Origin of the sequence: Planomonospora sp. ID67723 (assembly GCF_015711605.1) — a bacterium.
GTDB lineage: Bacteria > Actinomycetota > Actinomycetes > Streptosporangiales > Streptosporangiaceae > Planomonospora_A.
Map to the genome: position 1 here is coordinate 53622 of NZ_JABTEZ010000008.1, position 19443 is coordinate 73064.

General features: G+C 72.3%; 19 protein-coding genes. 11 read left to right on the forward strand and 8 right to left on the reverse strand.

Annotation, left to right across the window (positions count from 1 at the left end):
• The first annotated feature begins 128 nt into the window (after nt 1-128).
• From HS041_RS37620 to HS041_RS37630, 3 genes are all read left to right on the forward strand, one after another.
• Nucleotides 129-1916 carry a DEAD/DEAH box helicase gene (locus HS041_RS37620; protein ID WP_196445695.1) on the forward strand — a complete coding sequence of 596 codons (1788 nt, stop codon included), beginning with the start codon at nt 129-131 and terminating at the stop codon, nt 1914-1916.
• 97 nt (nt 1917-2013) lie between these two features.
• A complete protein-coding gene (locus tag HS041_RS37625) occupies nt 2014-2886 on the forward strand; it encodes an alpha/beta fold hydrolase (protein ID WP_196445696.1) in 873 nt (290 codons plus the stop codon).
• A gap of 130 nt (nt 2887-3016) precedes the next feature.
• Nucleotides 3017-3934, forward strand: coding sequence for an oxygenase MpaB family protein (locus HS041_RS37630; RefSeq protein ID WP_196445697.1), 918 nt, complete (start codon nt 3017-3019; stop codon nt 3932-3934).
• A 73-nt stretch (nt 3935-4007) separates the two neighbouring features.
• On the opposite strand, the gene HS041_RS37635 is transcribed toward HS041_RS37630, so the two are convergent.
• The 4 genes from HS041_RS37635 to HS041_RS37650 all read right to left on the reverse strand — a co-directional run bounded on the left by HS041_RS37635 (nt 4008) and on the right by HS041_RS37650 (nt 7168).
• Nucleotides 4008-4940: a RecB family exonuclease gene (locus HS041_RS37635; protein WP_196445698.1), complete on the reverse strand. Its 933-nt coding sequence runs from the start codon at nt 4938-4940 to the stop codon at nt 4008-4010.
• 6 nt (nt 4941-4946) lie between these two features.
• A complete protein-coding gene (locus HS041_RS37640) occupies nt 4947-5660 on the reverse strand; it encodes an MBL fold metallo-hydrolase (protein WP_196445699.1) in 714 nt (237 codons plus the stop codon).
• 182 nt (nt 5661-5842) lie between these two features.
• Nucleotides 5843-6457 carry a MarC family protein gene (locus HS041_RS37645; RefSeq protein ID WP_196445700.1) on the reverse strand — a complete coding sequence of 205 codons (615 nt, stop codon included), beginning with the start codon at nt 6455-6457 and terminating at the stop codon, nt 5843-5845.
• A 42-nt stretch (nt 6458-6499) separates the two neighbouring features.
• Nucleotides 6500-7168, reverse strand: coding sequence for a DUF6758 family protein (locus HS041_RS37650; RefSeq protein ID WP_374058929.1), 669 nt, complete (start codon nt 7166-7168; stop codon nt 6500-6502).
• A 62-nt stretch (nt 7169-7230) separates the two neighbouring features.
• Here HS041_RS37650 and HS041_RS37655 point away from each other — a divergent pair, with 62 nt between their 5' ends.
• Nucleotides 7231-7635, forward strand: a complete 405-nt coding sequence (locus tag HS041_RS37655; protein WP_307845644.1) for an NUDIX hydrolase — start codon at nt 7231-7233, stop codon at nt 7633-7635.
• Here the strand turns inward: HS041_RS37655 and HS041_RS37660 are convergent.
• Nucleotides 7598-10834 (reverse strand): hypothetical protein, encoded by a 3237-nt coding sequence (locus HS041_RS37660; protein WP_196445703.1) that lies wholly within the window; start codon nt 10832-10834, stop codon nt 7598-7600. The two genes, HS041_RS37655 and HS041_RS37660, sit on opposite strands and share 38 nt — an antisense overlap.
• A 457-nt stretch (nt 10835-11291) precedes the next feature.
• Here HS041_RS37660 and HS041_RS37665 point away from each other — a divergent pair, with 457 nt between their 5' ends.
• Complete coding sequence (locus HS041_RS37665; protein ID WP_196445704.1) at nt 11292-11954, forward strand: hypothetical protein; 663 nt, start codon at nt 11292-11294, stop codon at nt 11952-11954.
• Nucleotides 11951-12520, forward strand: a complete 570-nt coding sequence (locus tag HS041_RS37670; RefSeq protein ID WP_196445705.1) for a DUF6529 family protein — start codon at nt 11951-11953, stop codon at nt 12518-12520. Before HS041_RS37665 ends, HS041_RS37670 begins: the two co-directional genes overlap by 4 nt.
• Here HS041_RS37670 and HS041_RS37675 read toward each other — a convergent pair.
• A complete protein-coding gene (locus tag HS041_RS37675) occupies nt 12510-13451 on the reverse strand; it encodes an HpcH/HpaI aldolase/citrate lyase family protein (RefSeq protein WP_230880406.1) in 942 nt (313 codons plus the stop codon). The two genes, HS041_RS37670 and HS041_RS37675, sit on opposite strands and share 11 nt — an antisense overlap.
• Nucleotides 13452-13653: 202 nt before the next feature.
• Here HS041_RS37675 and HS041_RS37680 point away from each other — a divergent pair, with 202 nt between their 5' ends.
• A complete protein-coding gene (locus HS041_RS37680; protein WP_196445707.1) occupies nt 13654-14223 on the forward strand; it encodes a biotin transporter BioY in 570 nt (189 codons plus the stop codon).
• Between the two features lie 62 nt (nt 14224-14285).
• A complete protein-coding gene (locus tag HS041_RS37685; protein ID WP_196445708.1) occupies nt 14286-14651 on the forward strand; it encodes a hypothetical protein in 366 nt (121 codons plus the stop codon).
• 6 nt (nt 14652-14657) lie between these two features.
• Here the strand turns inward: HS041_RS37685 and HS041_RS37690 are convergent, their stop codons facing one another.
• Nucleotides 14658-15602 carry an EamA family transporter gene (locus HS041_RS37690; RefSeq protein ID WP_196445709.1) on the reverse strand — a complete coding sequence of 315 codons (945 nt, stop codon included), beginning with the start codon at nt 15600-15602 and terminating at the stop codon, nt 14658-14660.
• Nucleotides 15603-15733: 131 nt separating this feature from the next.
• On the opposite strand from HS041_RS37690, the gene HS041_RS37695 reads away from it, so the two are divergent.
• Nucleotides 15734-16969 carry a magnesium transporter MgtE N-terminal domain-containing protein gene (locus HS041_RS37695; protein WP_501224842.1) on the forward strand — a complete coding sequence of 412 codons (1236 nt, stop codon included), beginning with the start codon at nt 15734-15736 and terminating at the stop codon, nt 16967-16969.
• The gene (locus HS041_RS37700) at nt 16966-17469 is read left to right on the forward strand and encodes a DUF1003 domain-containing protein (protein ID WP_374058930.1); all 504 of its coding nucleotides are present in this window, start codon (nt 16966-16968) and stop codon (nt 17467-17469) included. Before HS041_RS37695 ends, HS041_RS37700 begins: the two co-directional genes overlap by 4 nt.
• Nucleotides 17470-17578: 109 nt before the next feature.
• Here HS041_RS37700 and HS041_RS37705 read toward each other — a convergent pair whose 3' ends face one another.
• The gene (locus tag HS041_RS37705) at nt 17579-18052 is read right to left on the reverse strand and encodes a MarR family winged helix-turn-helix transcriptional regulator (protein ID WP_307845645.1); all 474 of its coding nucleotides are present in this window, start codon (nt 18050-18052) and stop codon (nt 17579-17581) included.
• A 185-nt stretch (nt 18053-18237) separates the two neighbouring features.
• On the opposite strand from HS041_RS37705, the gene HS041_RS37710 reads away from it, so the two are divergent.
• Nucleotides 18238-19395: an Mrp/NBP35 family ATP-binding protein gene (locus HS041_RS37710; protein WP_196445711.1), complete on the forward strand. Its 1158-nt coding sequence runs from the start codon at nt 18238-18240 to the stop codon at nt 19393-19395.
• Nucleotides 19396-19443: the final 48 nt, after the last annotated feature.

Genomic DNA, 19443 nt, shown 5'->3' on the forward strand with positions numbered 1-19443 from the left:
GCAGGACTGCCTTCAACGGAGATTTAGGCAGGCCCAAGCTGACGACCTTCCGAGACCTCGGAGTCACACCAGAGATCGCCGACGCCCTCGAGACCGAGGGCATCACCGCGCCGTTCCCGATCCAGGAGATGGCGCTCCCCCTGGCCCTCAGCGGCCAGGACATCATCGGCCAAGCGCGCACCGGCACCGGCAAGACCTACGCCTTCGGCGTGGCGATGCTCCAGCGTGTCGGCAAGCCCCGGAAGAACCGCAAGAAGCCGCGGGGACTGGTCGTCGTGCCCACCCGCGAGCTGGCCCTGCAGGTCACCGAGGACCTGGTCACGGCCGGCGGCAAGCTCGGCTCCCGCATCCTCACCGTGTACGGCGGGCGCGCCTACGAGCCCCAGATCGAGGCGCTCAAGCAGGGCGTCGACGTCATCGTCGGCACCCCGGGCCGCCTGCTCGACCTGGTCAAGCAGAAGCACCTCGACCTCAGCCAGATCACGATGCTCGTCCTGGACGAGGCCGACCGCATGCTCGATCTGGGCTTCCTGCCCGACATCGAGCGCATCATCAAGCTCGTCCCCGCCGAGCGGCAGACGATGCTGTTCTCCGCGACCCTGCCGGGCGAGATCGTCGCCCTGTCCCGGCGCTACCTCAACCGCCCCACCCACGTGCGGGCCGAGAACAACGACGCCGAGGCCGAGGCGACCCCGCAGACCACGCAGTTCGTCTGGCGCACGCACCGGATGGACAAGATCGAGATCTTGGGGCGCCTCCTGCAGTGCGAGGGCCGCGGGCTCACGATGGTCTTCTGCGAGACCAAGCGGGCCTGCGACATGGTCGTGGAGCAGCTCAAGGAGCGCGGCTTCGCGGCCGCCGCCGTCCACGGAGACCTCGGCCAGGGCCAGCGCGAGCAGGCCCTGCGGGCCTTCCGCAACGGCAAGATCGACGTGCTCGTCGCGACCGACGTCGCGGCGCGCGGCATCGACGTCGACGACGTCACCCACGTCGTCAACTACGACTGCCCGCAGGACGAGAAGGCCTACGTGCACCGGATCGGCCGCACCGGCCGGGCGGGCAAGACCGGCGTCGCGGTGACCTTCGTGGAGTGGGAGGACCTCACGCGCTGGAAGGTCATCAACAACGCGCTCTCGCTCTCGTTCGCCGACCCCGTCGAGACCTACTCGACCTCCCCGCACATCTACAGCGAGCTGGGCATCCCCGAGGGCACCAAGGGCGTGCTGCCGCGCGCCAACCGGTCCCGCGCGGGCCTGGCCGCCGAAGAGGTCGAGGACCTCGGCGAGACCGGCCGCACCCGCTCGCGCGGTCCCCGCAAGGGACGTGACGAGGAGCGGGAGGAGCGCCGCGAGCGCCCCGCCCGCAATCCTCGCGAGCGCCGCCGCACCCGCGGCGGCCGGAGCGCCGAGACCACGGAGCAGGCGGTCACCGAGGCCCTTCCCGCGGAGGAGCCGCAGAACCGTCCCGCCGAGGAGCCCAGGAGCCGTCGCACCCGCGGCGGCCGTGTCACCGAGGAGGCCCCGGCACCCGCCGAGGCCGTCACGACCCAGGAGCATGTCGTAGAAGTCGTCGAACTTCCTCCGGTGGAGGCGGACGTGGCACCGAGCAACGACGAGCCCGCGCCCCGGCGCGGCCGTACCCGCAAGGCCGGTCTCAACCCCGAGGTCAGCCTCGGCGAGCCGGCGGTGGCCGAGGCCCCGGCCTGGGAGGACGAGCCGGTGCTCGAGACCCCCCAGCCCCGGCCCCAGCCAGAAAAGATCATCCCGGCCAGTCCGTTCACGGTGATCTTCCAGTCTCCGGACCTGGCCACGGACGACGACGAGATCGCCCCCTCGGCGGCCTCCGAGCGCGTCCAGAACCGCCGCCGGCCCCAGCCCAGGGGCCAGCGGGGCCCGCGGCGCCCGAACCAGCCGTAGCGGCGCGTAGAAGGGGCGCCACCCGCACGGGTGGCGCCCCTTCCGCCGTCTCCGGAGCCACCGAGTCATCCCGGCCGTGGCGGTATCGTGGTCTCACGTGAGTACGCCGCGATTTCTGACCCTGCCTCCTGGCGTCCGCCCGGCCTCGATCGACACCGCGGTGGGCTCCTTCGCCGCGCTGGAGGCGCTGCCCGTCAGCGGCGTCCCCGAGCGCTGGCCCGCCCTGCTGGTTCCCGGTCTCACCGGCAGCAAGGAAGACTTCATCGCGGTCCTGCAGACCCTCGCCCAGTCCGGCCGCCGGGTCATCGCGATCGACATGCGCGGCCAGTTCGAGACGGCGGGGTCCGACGATCCGGAGGCCTACACCTGCGCGGCGCTCGGCAACGACGTCGACGTCCTGGCCCAGACGATCGGCGAGGGCGAGCCCGTCCACCTGGTCGGCCACTCCTTCGGCGGGCTGGTCACCCGTGAGGCGGTCATCGACGGCCGCACCAAGTTCGCCTCCTACACGCTGATGAGCTCGGGGCCCGCGGCGATCGTGGGCCCGCGCGAGCGTTTCGGCCGGACCATGCTCGCGGAGCTGCCCGAGCTCGGCATGGAGCACCTGTGGCACAACCGGATGGAGCCGGAGGCGCTGGCCGCCGGGGTGCCGGACGAGATCGTGGCCTTCCTGCGCAAGCGGTTGTTCTCCAACTCTCCGACCGGTATGGCCGCCATGACCCGGCAGGTGCTCACCGCACCCGACCGGTGCGACGAGCTCACCCAGGTCGGGGTGGCCACCCTGGTGCTGTACGGCGAGCACGACGACGGCTGGCCGCCCCGGATGCAGGCCGAGATGGCGCGGCGGCTGGACGCCGACTGCGTGGTCGTCCCCGGCTCGGTGCACTCTCCCGCCGTGGAGGCCCCGGAGACCACGGCCGCCGCCCTCACCCGGTTCTGGAACGCCGCCGAGGCCCGCCTGCTGAGCTGAGCGCCCCGGCGGCTCAGGGCGCCGGGCCGCCCGGCATGCCCCCCTCCGCCTGGGCCTCCGCCCGGATCGGTGAACCTGTGGCGACCCCTGTTGGACGAGCCGTCGAATGGTATGTAACCATCTACTTACTATGACGAGCATCGAAGACATCGTCGTCCAGCCCCCGCACACCGCGACCTGGCTGGTGCACATCGACCGCTCCATGTGGATAGGCGGGGTCAGGGGCCTGATGCTCCAGGCCCTGCACCCCCTCGCCATGCGGGGCGTCTGGCAGAACTCCACCTTCCAGGAGGACCCGTTCGGGCGGCTGCGCCGTACCGCCGACTTCGTCGGCCGGGTCACCTTCGGCAGCCCGGCGGAGGCCGACGAGATCGGCCGCAGAGTCCGGGCCATCCACCGGACCCTGCGCATCGACGACCCCGACACCGGGAAGGTCCACCGCGTGGACGACCCGGAGCTGCTGCTCTGGGTGCACTGCGCCGAGGTCTCCTCCTACCTGTCCGTGGCGCGCCGGGCGGGCCTCGGGCTGACCGCCCGCCAGGCCGACCGCTACCTGGCCGAGCAGCGCCGCAGCGCGACCTACGTGGGCCTGCACGCCGAGGACGTGCCGGGTTCGCTGGCGGAGATGGGCGACTACTTCGCCGGGATGCGGACCAGGCTGAAGGTCACCCCCGAGGCCGCCGAGACCGTCCGATTCCTGCTCTGGCCCCGTCTGCCCGCCGAACTGCGCATGCTCAACCCCGGCAAGCCCGCCTACTTCCCTTTCGGCGCACTGTGCTACTACTCGCTGCCGCGCTGGGCCAGGCAGATGTACGGCGTGCTGCCCGAGGTGCCGCGCGCCACGGTGACCGCCGCACTGAAGGCGTTCCGGCTGGGCATGAACACACTCCCCGAGCCCGTCCACGACCGCGCGTTCATGCCGTACACCCGCGAGATGCTCACCGCGTCACGCGAACGGCTGGGCGCGGCCGGCTACGACGTGAGCCGGGGACTCAAGGGCCTGACCGATCCCCGCCGCTGGCCCTCGGGCGCCGTGGAGGCCGCCTGACCCGCCCGCGCCCGGAGCCGGCCCCGGCCTCGTGAACGGGCTCTACGGGCGGGGGCCCGGCGCCCCCGGCTCCTCAGCCGGCCAGACCGTCCCAGGGCTCCTTGTCCGGGGCCGCGGCCTGGCCGTCGGGGCAGTGGCGGCGGAAGTCGCACCAGGAGCAGAGCGGGCCGGTGTTCGGCGGGAAGATCGCGTCGATCTCCGGGGGGACGACCGGCGGCACGCGCTCGGCACCCGTGGCGCCCGCCGTACCGGATCGGGAGCGGGATCCGGCCGCTCCTCCGAAGGCCCGGCCCACGCCGCCCGCCCAGGCCTGGTAGCGCTCGTCCGCCTCGGCGGCCTCGCTCCCGATCTCCTCGGCGCGGCCCAGGTGGCGGGCGAGCGACTCGTCGGTGTGCTCCCATTCGACGACCGATCCGGTCGGCAGGTGGTGCAGCTCCACCTTCCGGCACGGCCGGCGCAGCATGCGGGAGGAGGCGATGGCGTAGACGGCCAGCGCCAGCGAGGACCGGGCGTCGTCGCCGGTCGGCGCGCGGCGGCCGGTCTTGTAGTCGACCACGACCAGCTCCTCACCCCGCCGGTCGAGCCGGTCGACGCGCCCGGACAGGGCCAGGACGGAGGTCCGCGTGGCCACGGTCCGCTCGACGCCGACGGGCTCGTCGGAGGGGTCGAGGGTCGTGGCGTACCCGGAGACCATCTCCCGCGCCCGGTCGCGCCAGGCGGACGACTGCTCGGCGTCCCGGAACCCGTCGCCGATCCACCCGTTCGCCAGCAGGACGCCCGCCATCGCCGGAGTGCGTCTGTCGTACGGCTCCCGCCACCAGGCGGCCAGGGCGTTGTGCACGCTCACGCCCACGCTGTTGTGGGCCCAGCGCGGCCCCCGCTGCGGGGTCGGCCGGTCCAGGTAGGTGAACCGGTAACGCCTGGGACAGTCCAGCCAGGTGTTCAGCCGCGACGGCGTGCATGTGTACAGCCGCCGCGGCATGCCCTCCAGGGGGAGCTGGTCCATCGAGGGCTAGTCGCCGTCGATGTTCAGGCGGATCCCGGCCGCGCGCGTCCCGTCGGTCAGCGGGCCCTCGTCGGCGGCCTCGGCGCCGCCGGTCAGCGAGCCGGACAGCCAGGCGTCGAACTTCGGCTCCAGCTCGCCGATGACCGTCTCCTCGCCGTGCGCGGGCAGCACGCGGGTGCTGTGGCGCAGGGTGAACAACCGCCCGCCGATCGTGGAGAGCTGGTCGGCCAGGGCGGGGTACTCGCCACCGATCTTGCCGGGGCCGTCGGCCAGCAGCGTCTTGCCGGTGAAGACCGCGTCCAGTTCCTCGCAGTAGAGCGAGATGGCGCCTTGGGTGACCCCGGGGGTGGTCATGACCTCCAGCTCGACGTCGGCGACGGCGAACACGCCCTCGTCCTCCAGCTCGATGTCCGGCCACGTGTCGGGCCAGGTCCGCCGCCACAGCGGCTTGTCCTTGGGATGCATGGCGACCACGGCCTCGTCCCGGGCGGCCACCTCGATGGCCGCGCCGACGTGGTCGGGCAGGCCGCCGGTGCAGATGACGGCGAGGACCTCCCGCTCACCGACCTGCTCCAGGATCTTCTCCGCGCCACGCGCGGGGTCGATGACGATGACCTCCTCATCGTCACCCACGATCCAGGTGTTGTTCTCGACCTTGTGCTCGACGCCGTCGACATCGACGACGCCTTCGGTCACCACTCGCTCGATACGCGCTGTCACGTCTCAGAACCTTACTGCCCTATCGATGGCGATGCTGCGCTGTGGTGATGGGCCGTGCTCCGCACGGCCGGCTCGGGGGCTGGTAACCGGCTCCCGCCCTCGTCACGTCCTCGCTCGTCCCTCACTGCGGGCGTTCCTCGGTCGGTTCACCGGCGCCCCCCTCTCGGGTCGGCGGAGACCGGTCATCCGGTCGCGAGGAGCGTGCGCACGGCGGTGATGATGAGCTGTACGGCGAGCGCCGACAGGAGCAGGCCCGCGATGCGGGCGGCGAGCTCGATGCCGTTCTCCTTGACGACCCGGACGATGACCACCGAGAACCGCATGAAGACCCAGAGCAGGATGTGCACGGCCGCGATGGCCAGCGCGAGGGCCAGGATGCCGCCGTTCTTGGACTCCGCCTGCCCGGAGAAGACGATCGTCGCGACGATCGCACCGGGCCCGGCGAGCAGAGGCGTGCCGAGCGGGACGAGCGCGACGTTGACGTTCGACTTCATGCTCCCGGCCGGCGGCTCGGTCTCCCCGGTCAGCAGTTGGAGGGCCACCAGCAGGAGCAGCAGGCCGCCGGCGATCTGCATGGCCGGCACCTCGACGTTCAGGTAGCCGAGGATCGCCTGGCCGAAGACCGCGAAGACCACGATGAGGCAGAACGCGACGATGGGCGCCTGCCAGGCGATGCGCCTGCGCTCCGCCGAGCTGCGCCCGCTGCTGTAGGCCAGGAAGAGAGGGATGACGCCGGGCGGGTCCATGATGACGAACATCGTGACGAACGCCTTGACGAAGAACTGGACATCGAACACGGGTCCCCCTGAGACCGTTCAGGGGGAGGCCGAGTGATGAGGTCAGCTTTCTCCTCCGACCAGGCGGGGGGAGAAGGCTCCGAACGGCAGGTCGAAGGCCTGGCCGTCGTCCCGCAGATCGCGCATGCAGAGCTCGGACAGCGCGATCATGCAGCCCGCCTCGGCAGGCCAGGCGATCGCCCACAGCCAGTCGCCCAGCGCCTCGCCCGCGTAGACAGCCCGGTCGGCCGGCGCCTCCACGCACCAGAGGGCGGCCGGATGCCCCTTCACCTCGATCTTCGCGTGCGGCGGGCCGGTGCCGAACCCGTCTCCCGGGTCGGGGCCGTCCAGCCCGGCGAACCCCGCGCCGAGCCCGACGCCGGGTTCCTCGGCGATGATCAGCAGATCGGCGGGGCCCCGGGTGACGGAGGGCCCGGAGAGCGCGACCACCGTGGCCCTGCCGCCCGTGCGCTCGTCGCCGGCCTCGGCGAAGCCGGTGACCAGCCACCCCTGCGGCAGCGGCCATGGCAGCCAGACCGGAACGCGTGCGCTCTGGCTGATCGCCTCCACAGCGGCGGACGACGGGTGTCTCGGCGGCTGCAGCGGCAGGACGTCACCGTGCGGGCCACACCGCCAGGCGCTTGACCAAGCACTCGGCGGACGGAGCGGCCCGAAGCAACGTGGACAGGTAGGCGAGGCTCTCACGACTACCCACGGTGCGCCTCCAGCCACCCTTGAGTCAAGAGTGCAACCCGTTATCCAGTCGTAATATTGTCCATGTGCGCGTAAATTGTGTGGGGGCAATCATTTTTAATGAATCCGGACAAATTCTCTTGGTTCGTCGCGGGCACCCGCCCGGGGAGGGGCTCTGGTCCGTTCCCGGCGGCCGGATCGAGCCCGGCGAGTCCGACGCCGAGGCGGTCGCCCGCGAGGTTCTGGAGGAGACCGGGCTGACGGTCTCGGTCGGCTCCCTGGCCGGCGTCGTGGACCGCCCCGGCCCCGGCCGCGTCGTCTACGAGATCCGCGACTACCTGGCCGAGGCCACCGGCGGCACGCTCGCCGCCGGTGACGACGCCGCCGACGCCCGCTGGTTCGACCCCGGCGAGCTGCCGGACCTGCCGCTGTCGCCCGGCCTCCTGGACGTCCTGGCCGGATGGGCGCTCATCGACCGGCCGCCAGGGTCGAGCGCCACAGGATGAGGTGGTCTGCGTCATAGGTGGTGGACCGTCCCAGGGCCACCACCCGGTCACCGGAGACCGCGACCGCGCCGAGTCCCTGGGCGCCCTCGCCGGCGAGCCGTCCCCGGGTGGGCGTGTGCCGCTGCCAGGACAGCCCGTCCTCGGAGGTCCAGGCCGCGCTGTCCCCCTCACCGGGCTCGCCCTGCCAGCCCACCGCCACCACGCCTTCCTGGGTCGCCGCCAGGTCCTGTACGGCGGCCGCCCGATCGGCCGGGAGCCAGGTCGTCCGCCACGTCGCCCCGTTGTCCCGGGAGACCGCGGCGAAGGCCCGGGGGCCGTCCTCGGTCTCCGCGCCGCCGGCCACGACCACCTGCCCGCCGTACGTGACCACGTGTCGCAGGATCGCCGCGCTCGCCCCCGCGGGCAGGACCGGTTCGCGCGCGCTCCAGTTGACCCCGTCGGCCGAGACCCACACCACGCCGGTCTCCCGCCCGGCCGTACCGGAGCCTCCGACGGCCATGTATCCGGAGGAGGTGGGCGAGACGTCGTGCAGACGCACACCGGCGCCGCCCGAGGGGAGCCTGCCCGCCCTGGTGTAGCGCTTCAGGTCGCTGGAGAACCACAGGACCGGGGTGGCCGAGGCCAGGTCGCGCTCCTCGCCGGCCAGCACGTATCCGGAACGGCCCGCCGCGACCGCGTGGGCGGCGAGGAAGGTGCGGCCGTCCCCCGGCGCGAGGGAGCCCATGACCGGGACCCTGCGCCAGTTCTGCCCGTCGGCGGAGGTGACGAGCAGGGGCTCGGTCGAGGCGACCCCGTTCATCGCGCCGCCCACGGCGAGCCAGCCCCGCCGGCCGTGCGCGACATCGTCGAGCGCCTGCCGGTACCGGCCGCCGAAGATCTGCGCGGGACCGCCGGCCCGCCATTCCTCGCCGTCCGCGCTCGTCCAGATCCCGGCGTCGCCGGAGGCCGTGCCGACGGCCACGAACACGCCGTCACCCGCGGCCACCCGCGCCGTCTCCCGCGCGACCCGGTTGAGCCCCGCGATCGCGTCCAGGGCGACCGGCCTCGCCTCGCCTCCCGGAGGGGCCGTGATGAGGACGAGCCGGTTGTCCTCCCCCACGGCCCGCCTGTCACCCCCGGCGACGAGCATGCCCTCGTCGGAGATCGCCAGCGCCCTCAGCGTGCCGGAGACCTCGCCGAGCTCGGTGGTCCTGGCCCAGTCGCGGCCGTCCTTGCTGGTGTAGACGGCGTAGCGCTCGGGGCCCGACTCCGCGACCGCGGCCACTCCCGCGGAGGAGGAGGCCAGGCGCTTCACCCCCGACCCCTGGGGATCCAGTCCGGTGATGGCGCCGCACGGGTCCCAGGTGCCGCCGTTGGCGGAGCAGTAGGCGCGGACCTCGCCCCTGGCGTCGCGCTGCTGGGTGGGAACGAGCACGAACCCCTTGCCCGCCGCGGCCAGGGAGCCCGTCCGCGGGGTCACCCCGTCCAGGACCTTCCCGGCCCGGAGCCAGGACCTCCCTCCGTCGCCGGAGCGCAGGACGACGGCGCCGGAGTCCTCGTCCGCCGGGTCGGCCAGCGCGACCACGGCGTCCCCCCGGGCCGCGACCGCCTGGAGGCCGCGCACGGACGGGCCGAGGTCGCGCGCCTCGACCCGGGTCCAGGCCCGCCCGTCCGCAGAGGTCCAGGCCGCGGCCCCGTAGGTGCCGTCGTCGAGGAAGGTGGCGCCGACCGCGACGAACCCGGAGGAGGTGCGGGCCAGATCCATGATCTGCCCCCCGGTCCCGAAGGCGGTCAGCCCCGCGGGGTTCTCCGCGCGCCACGACCGGCCGTCGACGCTGGTCCACAGCCCCGGCGCGGTGCTGAACGGCTCGTTCCCGGCGGCCAGCCAGCGGCCGTCACCGCCCGCCACCAGGCCGACGGTGGTCGGCGCGCCCTCCCGCCCCACCGGTCCGGCGACCTCGCCCAGTCGCCAGGTCGCGCCTCCGTCCGACGAGACCAGGAACAGCGGACGGGGCACGGGGCTGGTGGTGTCGCTGCCGACCGCGACCGTGGTGGAGCCGACCGAGACGACGTCGTTGAGCACCTGGTTGGCCCCGTCCCCGTGGCCGGCCGTCGGGGAGACGAAGGTCTCGTCCCCCAGCCGGAAGTCGTCCCCGACCAGGCTGAGGCCCGTGGCGAACGGGCTGCTCATCCAGCCCCACAGCACCAGGCCCCCGCCGACGGCGGCGGTCAGGACGAGGACCATCAGGAAGGGGATCACCAGCCCCCGGCCGCGCCTGCTCCGCGCCGGGCTGGAACGGCGCACGGCCGAGGGCGCCGTGGCCGAGCGGTGGTGCCGCCCTCCGTTGGGACCGCGCTTGCGGGGCGGGCCCTGGGCCACCAGGAGATCCGGCCGGGCCGGACGGCCTCCGGGCGGCCGCCCGACACGGCGCACCGGCTCGAAGTCGTCCTGCTCGTGCGGGTGAGGCTCGTCCTGCCCGTGCGGCGCGGGCGGATCGTCCTGCTCGTGCGGGGGTGGCGCGGGTGGCGTGCGCCCCTCCTCACGCGGCTCTTCCGGCTCTCCGGGAGCGGGGGCGGGGGCGGCGGGCGGCCCGGGCACCGGTTCCGGCTTCCGCACCGGCCATACCAGCTCGGAGTCCGCCGGACGCGCGGGCTCCCGCGCCGGGCCGGTGGGGGAGCCCCCCTCCCCGCGAGGTTCCCCCCGGGAGACGCGGGCGCGGGGTTCCCTGGGCGGCCCCGAGGCGACCAGCAGATCCGGCCGGTCGGCCCTCCTGCGGCGCGGCCCCGGTCCCGCTGCGGTCTCAGGAGGCTCGGACGACCCGGCCGGCGACGCTGCCGGCAGCCCTGCGGACGATTCTGCGGCGGGCGGACCGTCGGCGGAGGCGGTGCCGCCGGGGGCGGCGGGCGGCTCGGCGGGTGGCTCGGCGGGGGCCGGGGGGCGGGTGCCGTACGGCTGGCTGTAGGGGCGGCGGCGTTCACCGGAGGGCCGGGGAGGGTCCGCGTCGTCCGGGGAGGGAGCCGCGAAGGGCGGGGACACCCAGGGCGAGGACAGGGGCAGGCCCCGGGGGCGGTCGTCGGAGGGGCCGGGCGGGGTGTGCTGGATCGTCGGCGGGGACTGGTGGGGCTCCTGTGACCGGGACGGGTGTTCCGTGTCGTCGGGCACGCCGTCGTCGTCCGGCGGCCATTCTCGCGAGCGCGGGTCGTGAGGGCCCGAGGCCACGCTCAGCACCTCCTCGCAGGAAGCCTACGCGTCCGGATCCCCTGACTCCCGGACCGTTCCAGTTGTCCCATGGCGATCAACCGCCAACCCCTGCAGGAGCGGTGAATCCCAGGCGACCCTACTACTACCCGTCCCGTCGAAACGATCACCTCCGCCGCCCGGGCCCGCCGCGGCGGGCCGTACACCCTCCAGAGCAACACGTCAGGGCCGCTCTGGCGAGACCTCTCTAGGGAGATTCACCAACCAGACACCTGATTTGTCCCTCCTTACAGAGATAAATCCTGTTTCGTCTATCCAGGAGGCCACGATGAGCTCACCTGGATCTCCTGTCCCGGAGGGAACCGGATCGCGCCTCCTCCCGCGGAGGAGATCTCACCTGTGCGGATTACTTCACAGACACCCTCGCCGGTGGGACCTTTCATGGGGGGCAGGAAAACCCAACCCCAGGGAGCAGACCATGAAACGGCTGGGGCCCGTTCTCACGCTGGCCGTCGGCGCGGTGATGACCGTCGCGCTCGGCGTGCTCAGCGCGACCACTTCACCCACAACACAGAACGTCAACGCGCAGGGCGAGCCCGCCCCGGTGGCCGAGGCCACCTCGGAGGCCTCGGCGCCGCCCGCGCCCGTCAAGAGCGTCAAGCCCGTCCCGGCCAAGGCCGACTACGCGGGCCGGGTCCAGGGCAACGGCGGGCTCATCGCCGTCTCCATCCGCAACGGCAAGGCCGTCGGCTACTTCTGCGACGGCAGGATCGAGGCCTGGATGAAGGGGAAGGCCGCCGACGGCCGGGTCACCCTCTCCGGCCCCGGCAACGCCTCCGTCGTGGCGAAGCTCGGCGGCGGCAAGGCCTCCGGGACGCTGGAGTTCGGTTCCAGGAAGTGGGACTTCACCGCGCCCACCGTCAAGAAGCCCTCCGGCCTCTACCGGGCCAGCGCGATCGTCCGCGGCGCGCAGGTCCGGGCGGGATGGATCTATCTCGACGACGGCAGCAGGGTCGGCCTGACCCTCGTCGACGGCGAGCCCGCCGAGGTCGCGATCCCGGAGCCGGGTGAGAACGCCACCGTCAACGGCGAAGAGGTCGATCCCAAGGACGTCGACGAGTTCATCGGGGAGATCTCATGAGTGACACGAACGACACGCAGGTCTCCCGGCTTCCCGCGAGGCAGAACCTCGCCCCGCTGCTCGTCCCGCTCGTCGTGGGCGGACTGGTCGCGGTCGCGCTGGGCGTCTACGGGCGCGTCCACCCGCCCACGGGTTACGCGGTCGGTCCGGCCGGGTTCTCCGGGCCGCTGGCCATGAAGGCCTGGCTCACCACCGGCGCGTTCCTGCTCGCCGGAGTCCAGCTCTTCTCCGCCCTCGTGATGTGGGGCAAGATCAGGATGAACGCCCCGTGGATCGGCACACTGCACCGCTGGTCGGGCCGGGTCGCGTTCGTCCTGACGATCCCGGTGGCGTTCCACTGCCTGTACGCGCTCGGCACCCAGTTCGACGTGCCGCGCGTGATGATCCACTCGCTGCTGGGCTGCTTCTTCTACGGCGTCTTCACCGCGAAGATGCTGGCCCTGCCCAAGCGCGGACTGCCGGGCTGGACCCTCCCGCTGCTCGGCGGGCTGACGTTCACCGCCCTGACCGGGCTCTGGCTGACCTCGTCGCTGTGGTTCTTCACCACGATCGGGGTCAAGCTGTAGGCGGCGTGAAGGCGCTGGTGCGGGGGAACCCGGCCGCGCGGCCCTTGGCCGCCACCACCAGCGCCATCTTCCGGGACGCCTCGTCGATCATCTCGTCGCCGAGCATGACCGCGCCGCGCTTCTCCACCGTCGTGTAGTACTCGTACGCGTCAAGGATGAGCTCGGCTCGGTCGTAGTCCTCCTGGGAGGGAGAGAACACCTCGTTGGCCGCCTCGACCTGGCTCGGGTGCAGCACCCACTTGCCGTCGAACCCGAGCGCCGCCGCACGCCCGGCCACCTTGCGGTAGCCGTCCAGATCCCTGATCGCGAGGTACGGCCCGTCGACGGCCTGCAGGTCGTGCGAGCGGGCGGCCATCAGGATGCGCATCAGGATGTAGTGGTAGGCGTCGCCCTCGGTGTAGCCGGGCGGCTGCTCGCCCACCACGAGGGTCCGCATGTTGATCGAGGCCATGAAGTCGGCGGGGCCGAAGACCAGTGTCTCCAGGCGGGGCGACGCCCCCGCGATGGCGTCCACGTTGACCAGCCCGCGGGCGCTCTCGATCTGCGCCTCGATGCCGATCCGTCCCACCGGCAGCCCGTTGGCCTTCTCGATCTGGGTGAGCAGCGTGTCCAGCCAGACCACCTGGGTGGCGTCCTCGACCTTGGGCAGCATCAGGCAGTCGAGGAGCTCCCCCGCGCCCTCCACCACCTCGATGACGTCCCGGTAGGTCCACTGCGTGCCCAGGTCGTTGACCCGCACGACCCGGACCTTGCCCGACCAGTCGCCCTCGCGCAGGGCGGCCACGATGTTCTTGCGCGCGCCCTCCTTGGCCAGCGGCGCGACGGAGTCCTCCAGGTCGAGGAAGACCTCGTCGGCGGCCAGGCCCTGCGCCTTCTCCAGGAAGCGGGGGTTGCTGCCGGGGACCGCGAGACACGAACGTCGGGAGCGCATGGCCATACGGTAGCGGGCGCTCGGGCGTCCGCGGCAGGGCGGCCCCGTCCGCGAGACCGTCCGCGGCGGCGCTCTGCCCCGTGGCGGTGTCTATGGCGGTCATACAAAGTCTCACCACCGTTCTTGGCGCACCCCTTGAGCGGATTCCAGGAGGACTGTCCGAATAATGGGCACGACGCCTCGGTAAAGGGAGAGATACACGATGGCAAACGCCTCCTCGGTGGCCCGGCCCGCCGTACTGTCCGATCTGATCCCCGGTTCGCGGGTCCGCGACATCGCACTCGTCATCGGCGGTGCCGCCCTGACCGGCCTGGCCGCGCAGCTCACCTTCCCGATGTGGCCGGTTCCGGTCACCGGCCAGACCTTCGCCGTGGTGCTCGTCGGCGCGGCCCTCGGCATGAACCGCGCGGTGCTGAGCATGGCGCTCTACATGCTGGTCGGCATCGCGGGCGTGCCGTGGTTCGCGGGCGGCGCCTCCGGCTTCGGCGGTCCCACCTTCGGCTACGTCATCGGCTTCATCGCCGCCGCCGCCTTGGTCGGCAAGCTCGCCGAGCGCGGCGGCGACCGCACGGTGGCCCGCACGGTCGGCACGATGGTCCTGGGCAACCTGGTCATCTACGCCTTCGGTCTGCCTGTCCTCATCGCCGTCACCGGCCTCGGTCTCGGCAAGGCGCTCGCCGTCGGCGTGCTCCCCTTCCTGGTCGGCGACGCGGTCAAGATCGCTGTCGCCGCCGGGCTGCTCCCGGCGGCCTGGAAGCTCGCCCGCCGCTGATCCGGCGATCCCGTACGGCCTGCGCCCCGGACGTGAGGAGGCGCAGGCCGTACATTCATGCCATGAGCGTGATCGAAGAGGGCGCCAAGAAGTCGAGCATCCTGTGGCTGTCCCTGGACCGGCCCCGGCTGGCCTGGCACACCTGGCACGACGGCGCGATCTACGTGGTCACCGGCGGCGGCGAGCAGGAGCTCCCCGGGCTGGCCGGCGCGGACCGCGTGGAGGTGACGTTGCGGAGCAAGGACAACGGCGGACGGCTGGTCGTCTTCGACGCCTCGGTCGAGGTGGTGGACCAGGCCGCGGACGCCGACGCGGTGGCCGCGCTCGCCAAGGACCGGCTCAACGCCGCCGACGGCGCGGGCCTGACGGCACGCTGGGCCGCCGAGTCCCAGGTCGTACGGCTCACGCCCCGCAGCCCGGCCGCCTGACCCGCCTCACACCGCCGGGACCGGTTCCCTGACCTCCCGGACGGGCTCGGCCAGGCCGGTCGTGGCCCGCTGCGCGAGGTAGGCGCCGGTGAGCACGATGAGGCCGCCGATGATCTGGAAGACGCCCAGCGCCTCCCCGAGCAGCACCCAGGCGACCACCGCCCCGGCGATGACCTCCAGCGAGGCGACGGTGGAGCCGACCGCGGCAGAGAGACGGCGGACCGCGGTGACGCCGAGGATGTAGGCGATGACTGTGGCGATCAGGATCATCCAGAGCGCGGCCCCGAGCACCGGCAGGGTGTATCCCCCCTCGGGCGTGGCGGTCAGCGTGAACGCCGTCCACGGGATGTCCCACGGCCGGGAGATCGGGACGAGCACGGCGGCCGCGCCGAGCAGGCCCCAGGCGATGAGACCGAGCGGGTCCACGTCGTCGCCGAAGCCGTCGCTGAGCAGGAAGTATCCGGCGCAGCACGCCGCCGCGCCGAAGGCGAGCAGCAGGCCGAACGGGTCCAGGCTCAGGCCCGACCAGACCTCCACCACGATGCCGAGCCCCACGACGGCGACCACGGCCCCCGTGAACGCCGCGCGCGGCAGCCGTACCCGGCGGACGAAGCGCACCCAGAGCACGACGAGCACCGGCGAGGTGAACTCGATGAGCAGGGTGACGCCCACCGGCAACCTCGTGATCGCCGCGAAGTAGAGCGCCTGCACGCCCGCCACCGCGACCACCGCGTAGGCGAGGAAGAACAGCAGCCGCGAGCGCGGGATGCGCAGGGCTCGGGGCCTGACCACCGCCAGGATGCCGACGAGGAGCAGTCCCGCACCGGCCATCCTCGCCCAGACCGACTCGAGCGGCGCGAGCCCGGCGGCGGCGAGGTACTTGGCCATCGGCCCGGAGAAGGCGAAACACCAGGACGACGCGAACGCGACCAACAGGCCCGACTGCCTCATGCGACACCACCCATGTAACTACCGTTTAAGTCTTTTGATGCTGTCATGGTGGGGCAAGAACCGGCAAGAGGCGTCCGGCATATGGGCGTGCCATGGGGGCTCTGTCCGGGCATACGGCCTACGCTTCGAATGTGAGGATCTTCATCGCCCGGCTCGCCGGCACCCCGGTCTTCGACCCGGCGGGCGACCAGATCGGCCGGTTGCGCGACGTGGTGGTCGCCGTGGCAGGATCCGCGCCGCCGCCGGTGCACGGGCTGGTGGTGGAGGTCCAGCCGCGCCGCCGGGTCTTCGTGCCGATCACCCGCGTGCTCAACATCGAGGCGGGCTCGATCGTCTTCAGCGGCCGGATCAACATGCGCAGGTTCGAGCAGCGGGCCTCGGAGTCCCTGGTCATCGCCGAGATGCTCGACCTGTCGGTGGAGTCCGGCGGCGAGCGGATGACCGTGCTGGACCTGGCCATGGAGAAGGCCAGGAGCACGGAGTGGCTGATCACCAAGGTCGCCCTGGTCAAGGGCGGTCCCGGGCTGGGCCTGCGGCGGCGGGGCGCGAACCGGATCGTGGACTGGAGCGAGGTCAGCGGCTTCGGCGCGGTGCAGAAGGACCAGGGCGCGGCCGGCCTGCTGGCCGCCTTCGAGAGCGGACGCGCCGCCGACCTGGCCAGCGCCCTGCACACGCTGTCCGACAAGCGGCGGGCCGAGGTGGCCGCCGCACTGGACGACGTACGACTCGCCGAGGTCCTGGAGGAGCTCCCCGAGCCCGACCAGATCGGCATCCTCAGCCGCCTCGAACCGGAGCGGGCCGCCGACGTGCTGGAGGAGATGGACCCCGACGACGCGGCGGACCTGCTCCAGGACCTCCCCACGGAGCAGGCCGAGGCGCTGATGGCGCTGATGGAGCCCGAGGAGGCGGCCCCGGTCCGCAGGTTGCTGATCTACCCGGAGAACACCGCCGGCGGCATCATGACATCCGAGCCGATCATCCTCCCCCCCAACGCCACCGTCGCCGAGGCCCTGGCCCACATCCGCCAGCAGGACCACATCCCGGCCGTGGCCACCCAGGTCTACGTGTCCCGGGCGCCCGTCGAGACGCCGACCGGCAGGTTCCTCGGCCTCGTCCACTTCCAGCGCCTGCTGCGCGAGCCGCCGGCCACCCTGGTGGGAACGATCATGGACGACTCGCTCGATCCGATCAGGCCCGACTTCACCCTGAAGCAGGTGACCTCCTACCTGGCCAACTACGACCTGGTCGCGGTGCCCGTGGTGGACGGAGCGGGCCGCCTGGTCGGCGCGGTCACCGTGGACGACGTGCTCGACCACCTGCTCCCCGGCGACTGGCGGGAGCGGGAGATCGGCGGAGAAGGAGCATGAGCATGACCGACCGGCTCGACCAGCCCAGGGAACTGGGCCCGCGCCTGCGCCCGGCCTACGACCGCGAGGCGTTCGGACGGCTGTCGGAACGCATCGCCAGGTTCCTCGGCACCGCCAGGTTCCTCGTCTACATGACCGGGTTCGTCGCGCTCTGGATCCTGTGGAACATCTTCGCCCCCGGCGCCTGGCGCTTCGACCCCTACCCGTTCATCTTCCTCACGCTCATGCTCTCGCTCCAGGCCTCCTACGCCGCCCCGCTGATCCTCCTCGCCCAGAACCGCCAGGACGACCGGGACCGGGTCCAGAACGAGCACGACCGCCGGGCGGCCGAGCGCAACCAGGCCGACGTCGAGTACCTGACCCGCGAGATCGCGGCCCTGCGCATCGCTCTCGGCGAGGTGGCCACCCGCGACTACATCCGCTCGGAGCTCCAGCATCTCCAGGAGGAACTGCGAGAGGACCGCGACGCCGTCGCCTTCCGGCCGAACGGCGCCCCCTGAGACGCCCCCGTCGCGCTCCGGGGCTTCCGGCCGGAGCCCGCCGTGGCGAAGGACGGCGGGGCGGGCTCCGCCGGGTGGAGCCGCCCGCGCCCGAGTGACGAAGGCGGCTTCAGGCGGTCTCGGACTCCGGGAACAGCTTGGTGAGCATGGAGGCGCACTGGCGGAGCTCGTCACCGTCGAGGACGTCCAGGAAGCGGGTCCGGATGCCGCGCAGGTAGGTGGGAGTGGCCTCGGCCAGGCGCAGCGCACCGGCGTCGGTCAGCACCGCGAACAGCCCGCGGGCGTCACTGGTGCAGGCCTCGCGCTCGACCAGGCCGTCACGCTGGAGCCGGTCGATGAGCCGGGTCAGGCCGCTGCGCGAGAGCAGCACCCGCTCGGCCAGGTCGTTCATCCGCAGCCGCCGGTCAGGGGACTCGAACAGCTGGGTGAGCACGTCGTAGGAGGCCAGGGCCAGGTCGTGCTCTACCAGCAGATCCGCCTCCAGCAGCCGGGTGATGCGCACCTGGGCCCGCTGGAGCATGCGCCAGACCACCAGCTCCTCGGAGCTGATGGTCCCTCTTGACTCGCTCGCCGTCAGGGTCACGAAGTAACCTTAGGACGTTGCACGCGCATCTACACAATGAATTGTCCGGATCCAGCTCTTCTGGGCAGCTCCCGGAATTCATCGCACTCTCCCTGGGTTCGTACCATGGACTCACCCGTGGAACGCCTGGACGACAACAGACAAGGAGGGACGGCAACCCCCGTCGCCCTCAAGGTGGCGGTCTGATGCCGGCACTTTCGATGGCACCTACCCCGGAACTCGTGACGGCCGCCCTCGCAACCGTCAACGACCCTGAGATCCGTCGGCCGATCACCGAGCTCGACATGGTCAAGAGCATCGACATCTCCCCCGAAGGGGTGGTGCGCGTCGGCATCTTCCTCACCGTCTCGGGCTGTCCCATGAAGGACACCATCACCCGTGACGTCACCAGTGCGGTCTCCAAGATCGACGGCGTGACCGGCGTCCAGGTCGAGATGGACGTCATGAGCGCCGAGCAGCGCAAGACGCTCCAGACCAAATTGCGCGGCGACCGCGGGCCCGAGAAGGAGATCCCGTTCGCCCAGGCCGGCTCGCTGACCCGCGTCTTCGCGGTCGCCTCCGGCAAGGGCGGTGTCGGCAAGTCCTCCGTGACGGTGAACCTCGCCGCCGCCATGGCCTCCAGCGGCATGAAGGTCGGTGTCGTGGACGCCGACATCTACGGCCACAGCATCCCCCGCATGCTCGGCACCTCCGAGCGGCCCACCAAGGTCGAAGACATGATCATGCCCCCGGTGGCGCATGACATCAAGGTCATCTCGGTCGGCATGTTCAAGCCCGAGGGCAACACCCCGGTGGTCTGGCGCGGTCCCATGCTGGACCGCGCGCTGCACCAGTTCCTCGCCGACGTCTACTGGGGCGACCTCGACGTCCTGCTGATGGACCTGCCCCCGGGCACCGGCGACATCGCGATCTCGGTGGCGCAGCGCATGCCGTCCGCCGAGATCCTCGTGGTGACCACCCCGCAGCAGGCCGCCGCCGAGGTCGCCGAGCGCGCCGGATCCATCGCCGCCCAGACCCACCAGCAGATCGCCGGCGTCATCGAGAACATGGCCTGGATGTCGTGCCCGCACTGCGACGAGAGGATCTCGGTCTTCGGCGAGGGCGGCGGCCAGACCGTGGCCGACGCGCTCACCCGCACGCTCGGTGCCCGCGTGCCGCTGCTCGGCCAGGTCCCGATCGACATGCGGCTGCGCGAGGGCGGCGACGAGGGCAAGCCGCTCGTGCTCACCGACCCCGACGCCCCGGCCGCGGCCGAACTGCGCCGCATCGCGGCGGGCCTGAGCAAGAGGTCGGCCAGCCTCAAGGGCATGCAGCTCGGGATCTCCCCCACCCGGGGCCGCTAGTCCCGGCCCGCGAAAAGCGGAGAGGCGCCCCCGGAGGGGCGCCTCTTC

Coding starts and splice junctions, on each gene's coding strand:
- HS041_RS37620 (WP_196445695.1), top strand. CDS start 129: ATGGCGCTCCCCCTGGCCCTCAGCGGCCAGGACATCATCGGCCAAGCG.
- HS041_RS37630 (WP_196445697.1), top strand. CDS start 3,017: ATGACGAGCATCGAAGACATCGTCGTCCAGCCCCCGCACACCGCGACC.
- HS041_RS37635 (WP_196445698.1), bottom strand. CDS start 4,940: ATGGACCAGCTCCCCCTGGAGGGCATGCCGCGGCGGCTGTACACATGC.
- HS041_RS37665 (WP_196445704.1), top strand. CDS start 11,292: ATGAAACGGCTGGGGCCCGTTCTCACGCTGGCCGTCGGCGCGGTGATG.
- HS041_RS37670 (WP_196445705.1), top strand. CDS start 11,951: ATGAGTGACACGAACGACACGCAGGTCTCCCGGCTTCCCGCGAGGCAG.
- HS041_RS37675 (WP_230880406.1), bottom strand. CDS start 13,451: ATGCGCTCCCGACGTTCGTGTCTCGCGGTCCCCGGCAGCAACCCCCGC.
- HS041_RS37680 (WP_196445707.1), top strand. CDS start 13,654: ATGGCAAACGCCTCCTCGGTGGCCCGGCCCGCCGTACTGTCCGATCTG.
- HS041_RS37685 (WP_196445708.1), top strand. CDS start 14,286: ATGAGCGTGATCGAAGAGGGCGCCAAGAAGTCGAGCATCCTGTGGCTG.
- HS041_RS37690 (WP_196445709.1), bottom strand. CDS start 15,602: ATGAGGCAGTCGGGCCTGTTGGTCGCGTTCGCGTCGTCCTGGTGTTTC.
- HS041_RS37700 (WP_374058930.1), top strand. CDS start 16,966: ATGAGCATGACCGACCGGCTCGACCAGCCCAGGGAACTGGGCCCGCGC.
- HS041_RS37710 (WP_196445711.1), top strand. CDS start 18,238: ATGCCGGCACTTTCGATGGCACCTACCCCGGAACTCGTGACGGCCGCC.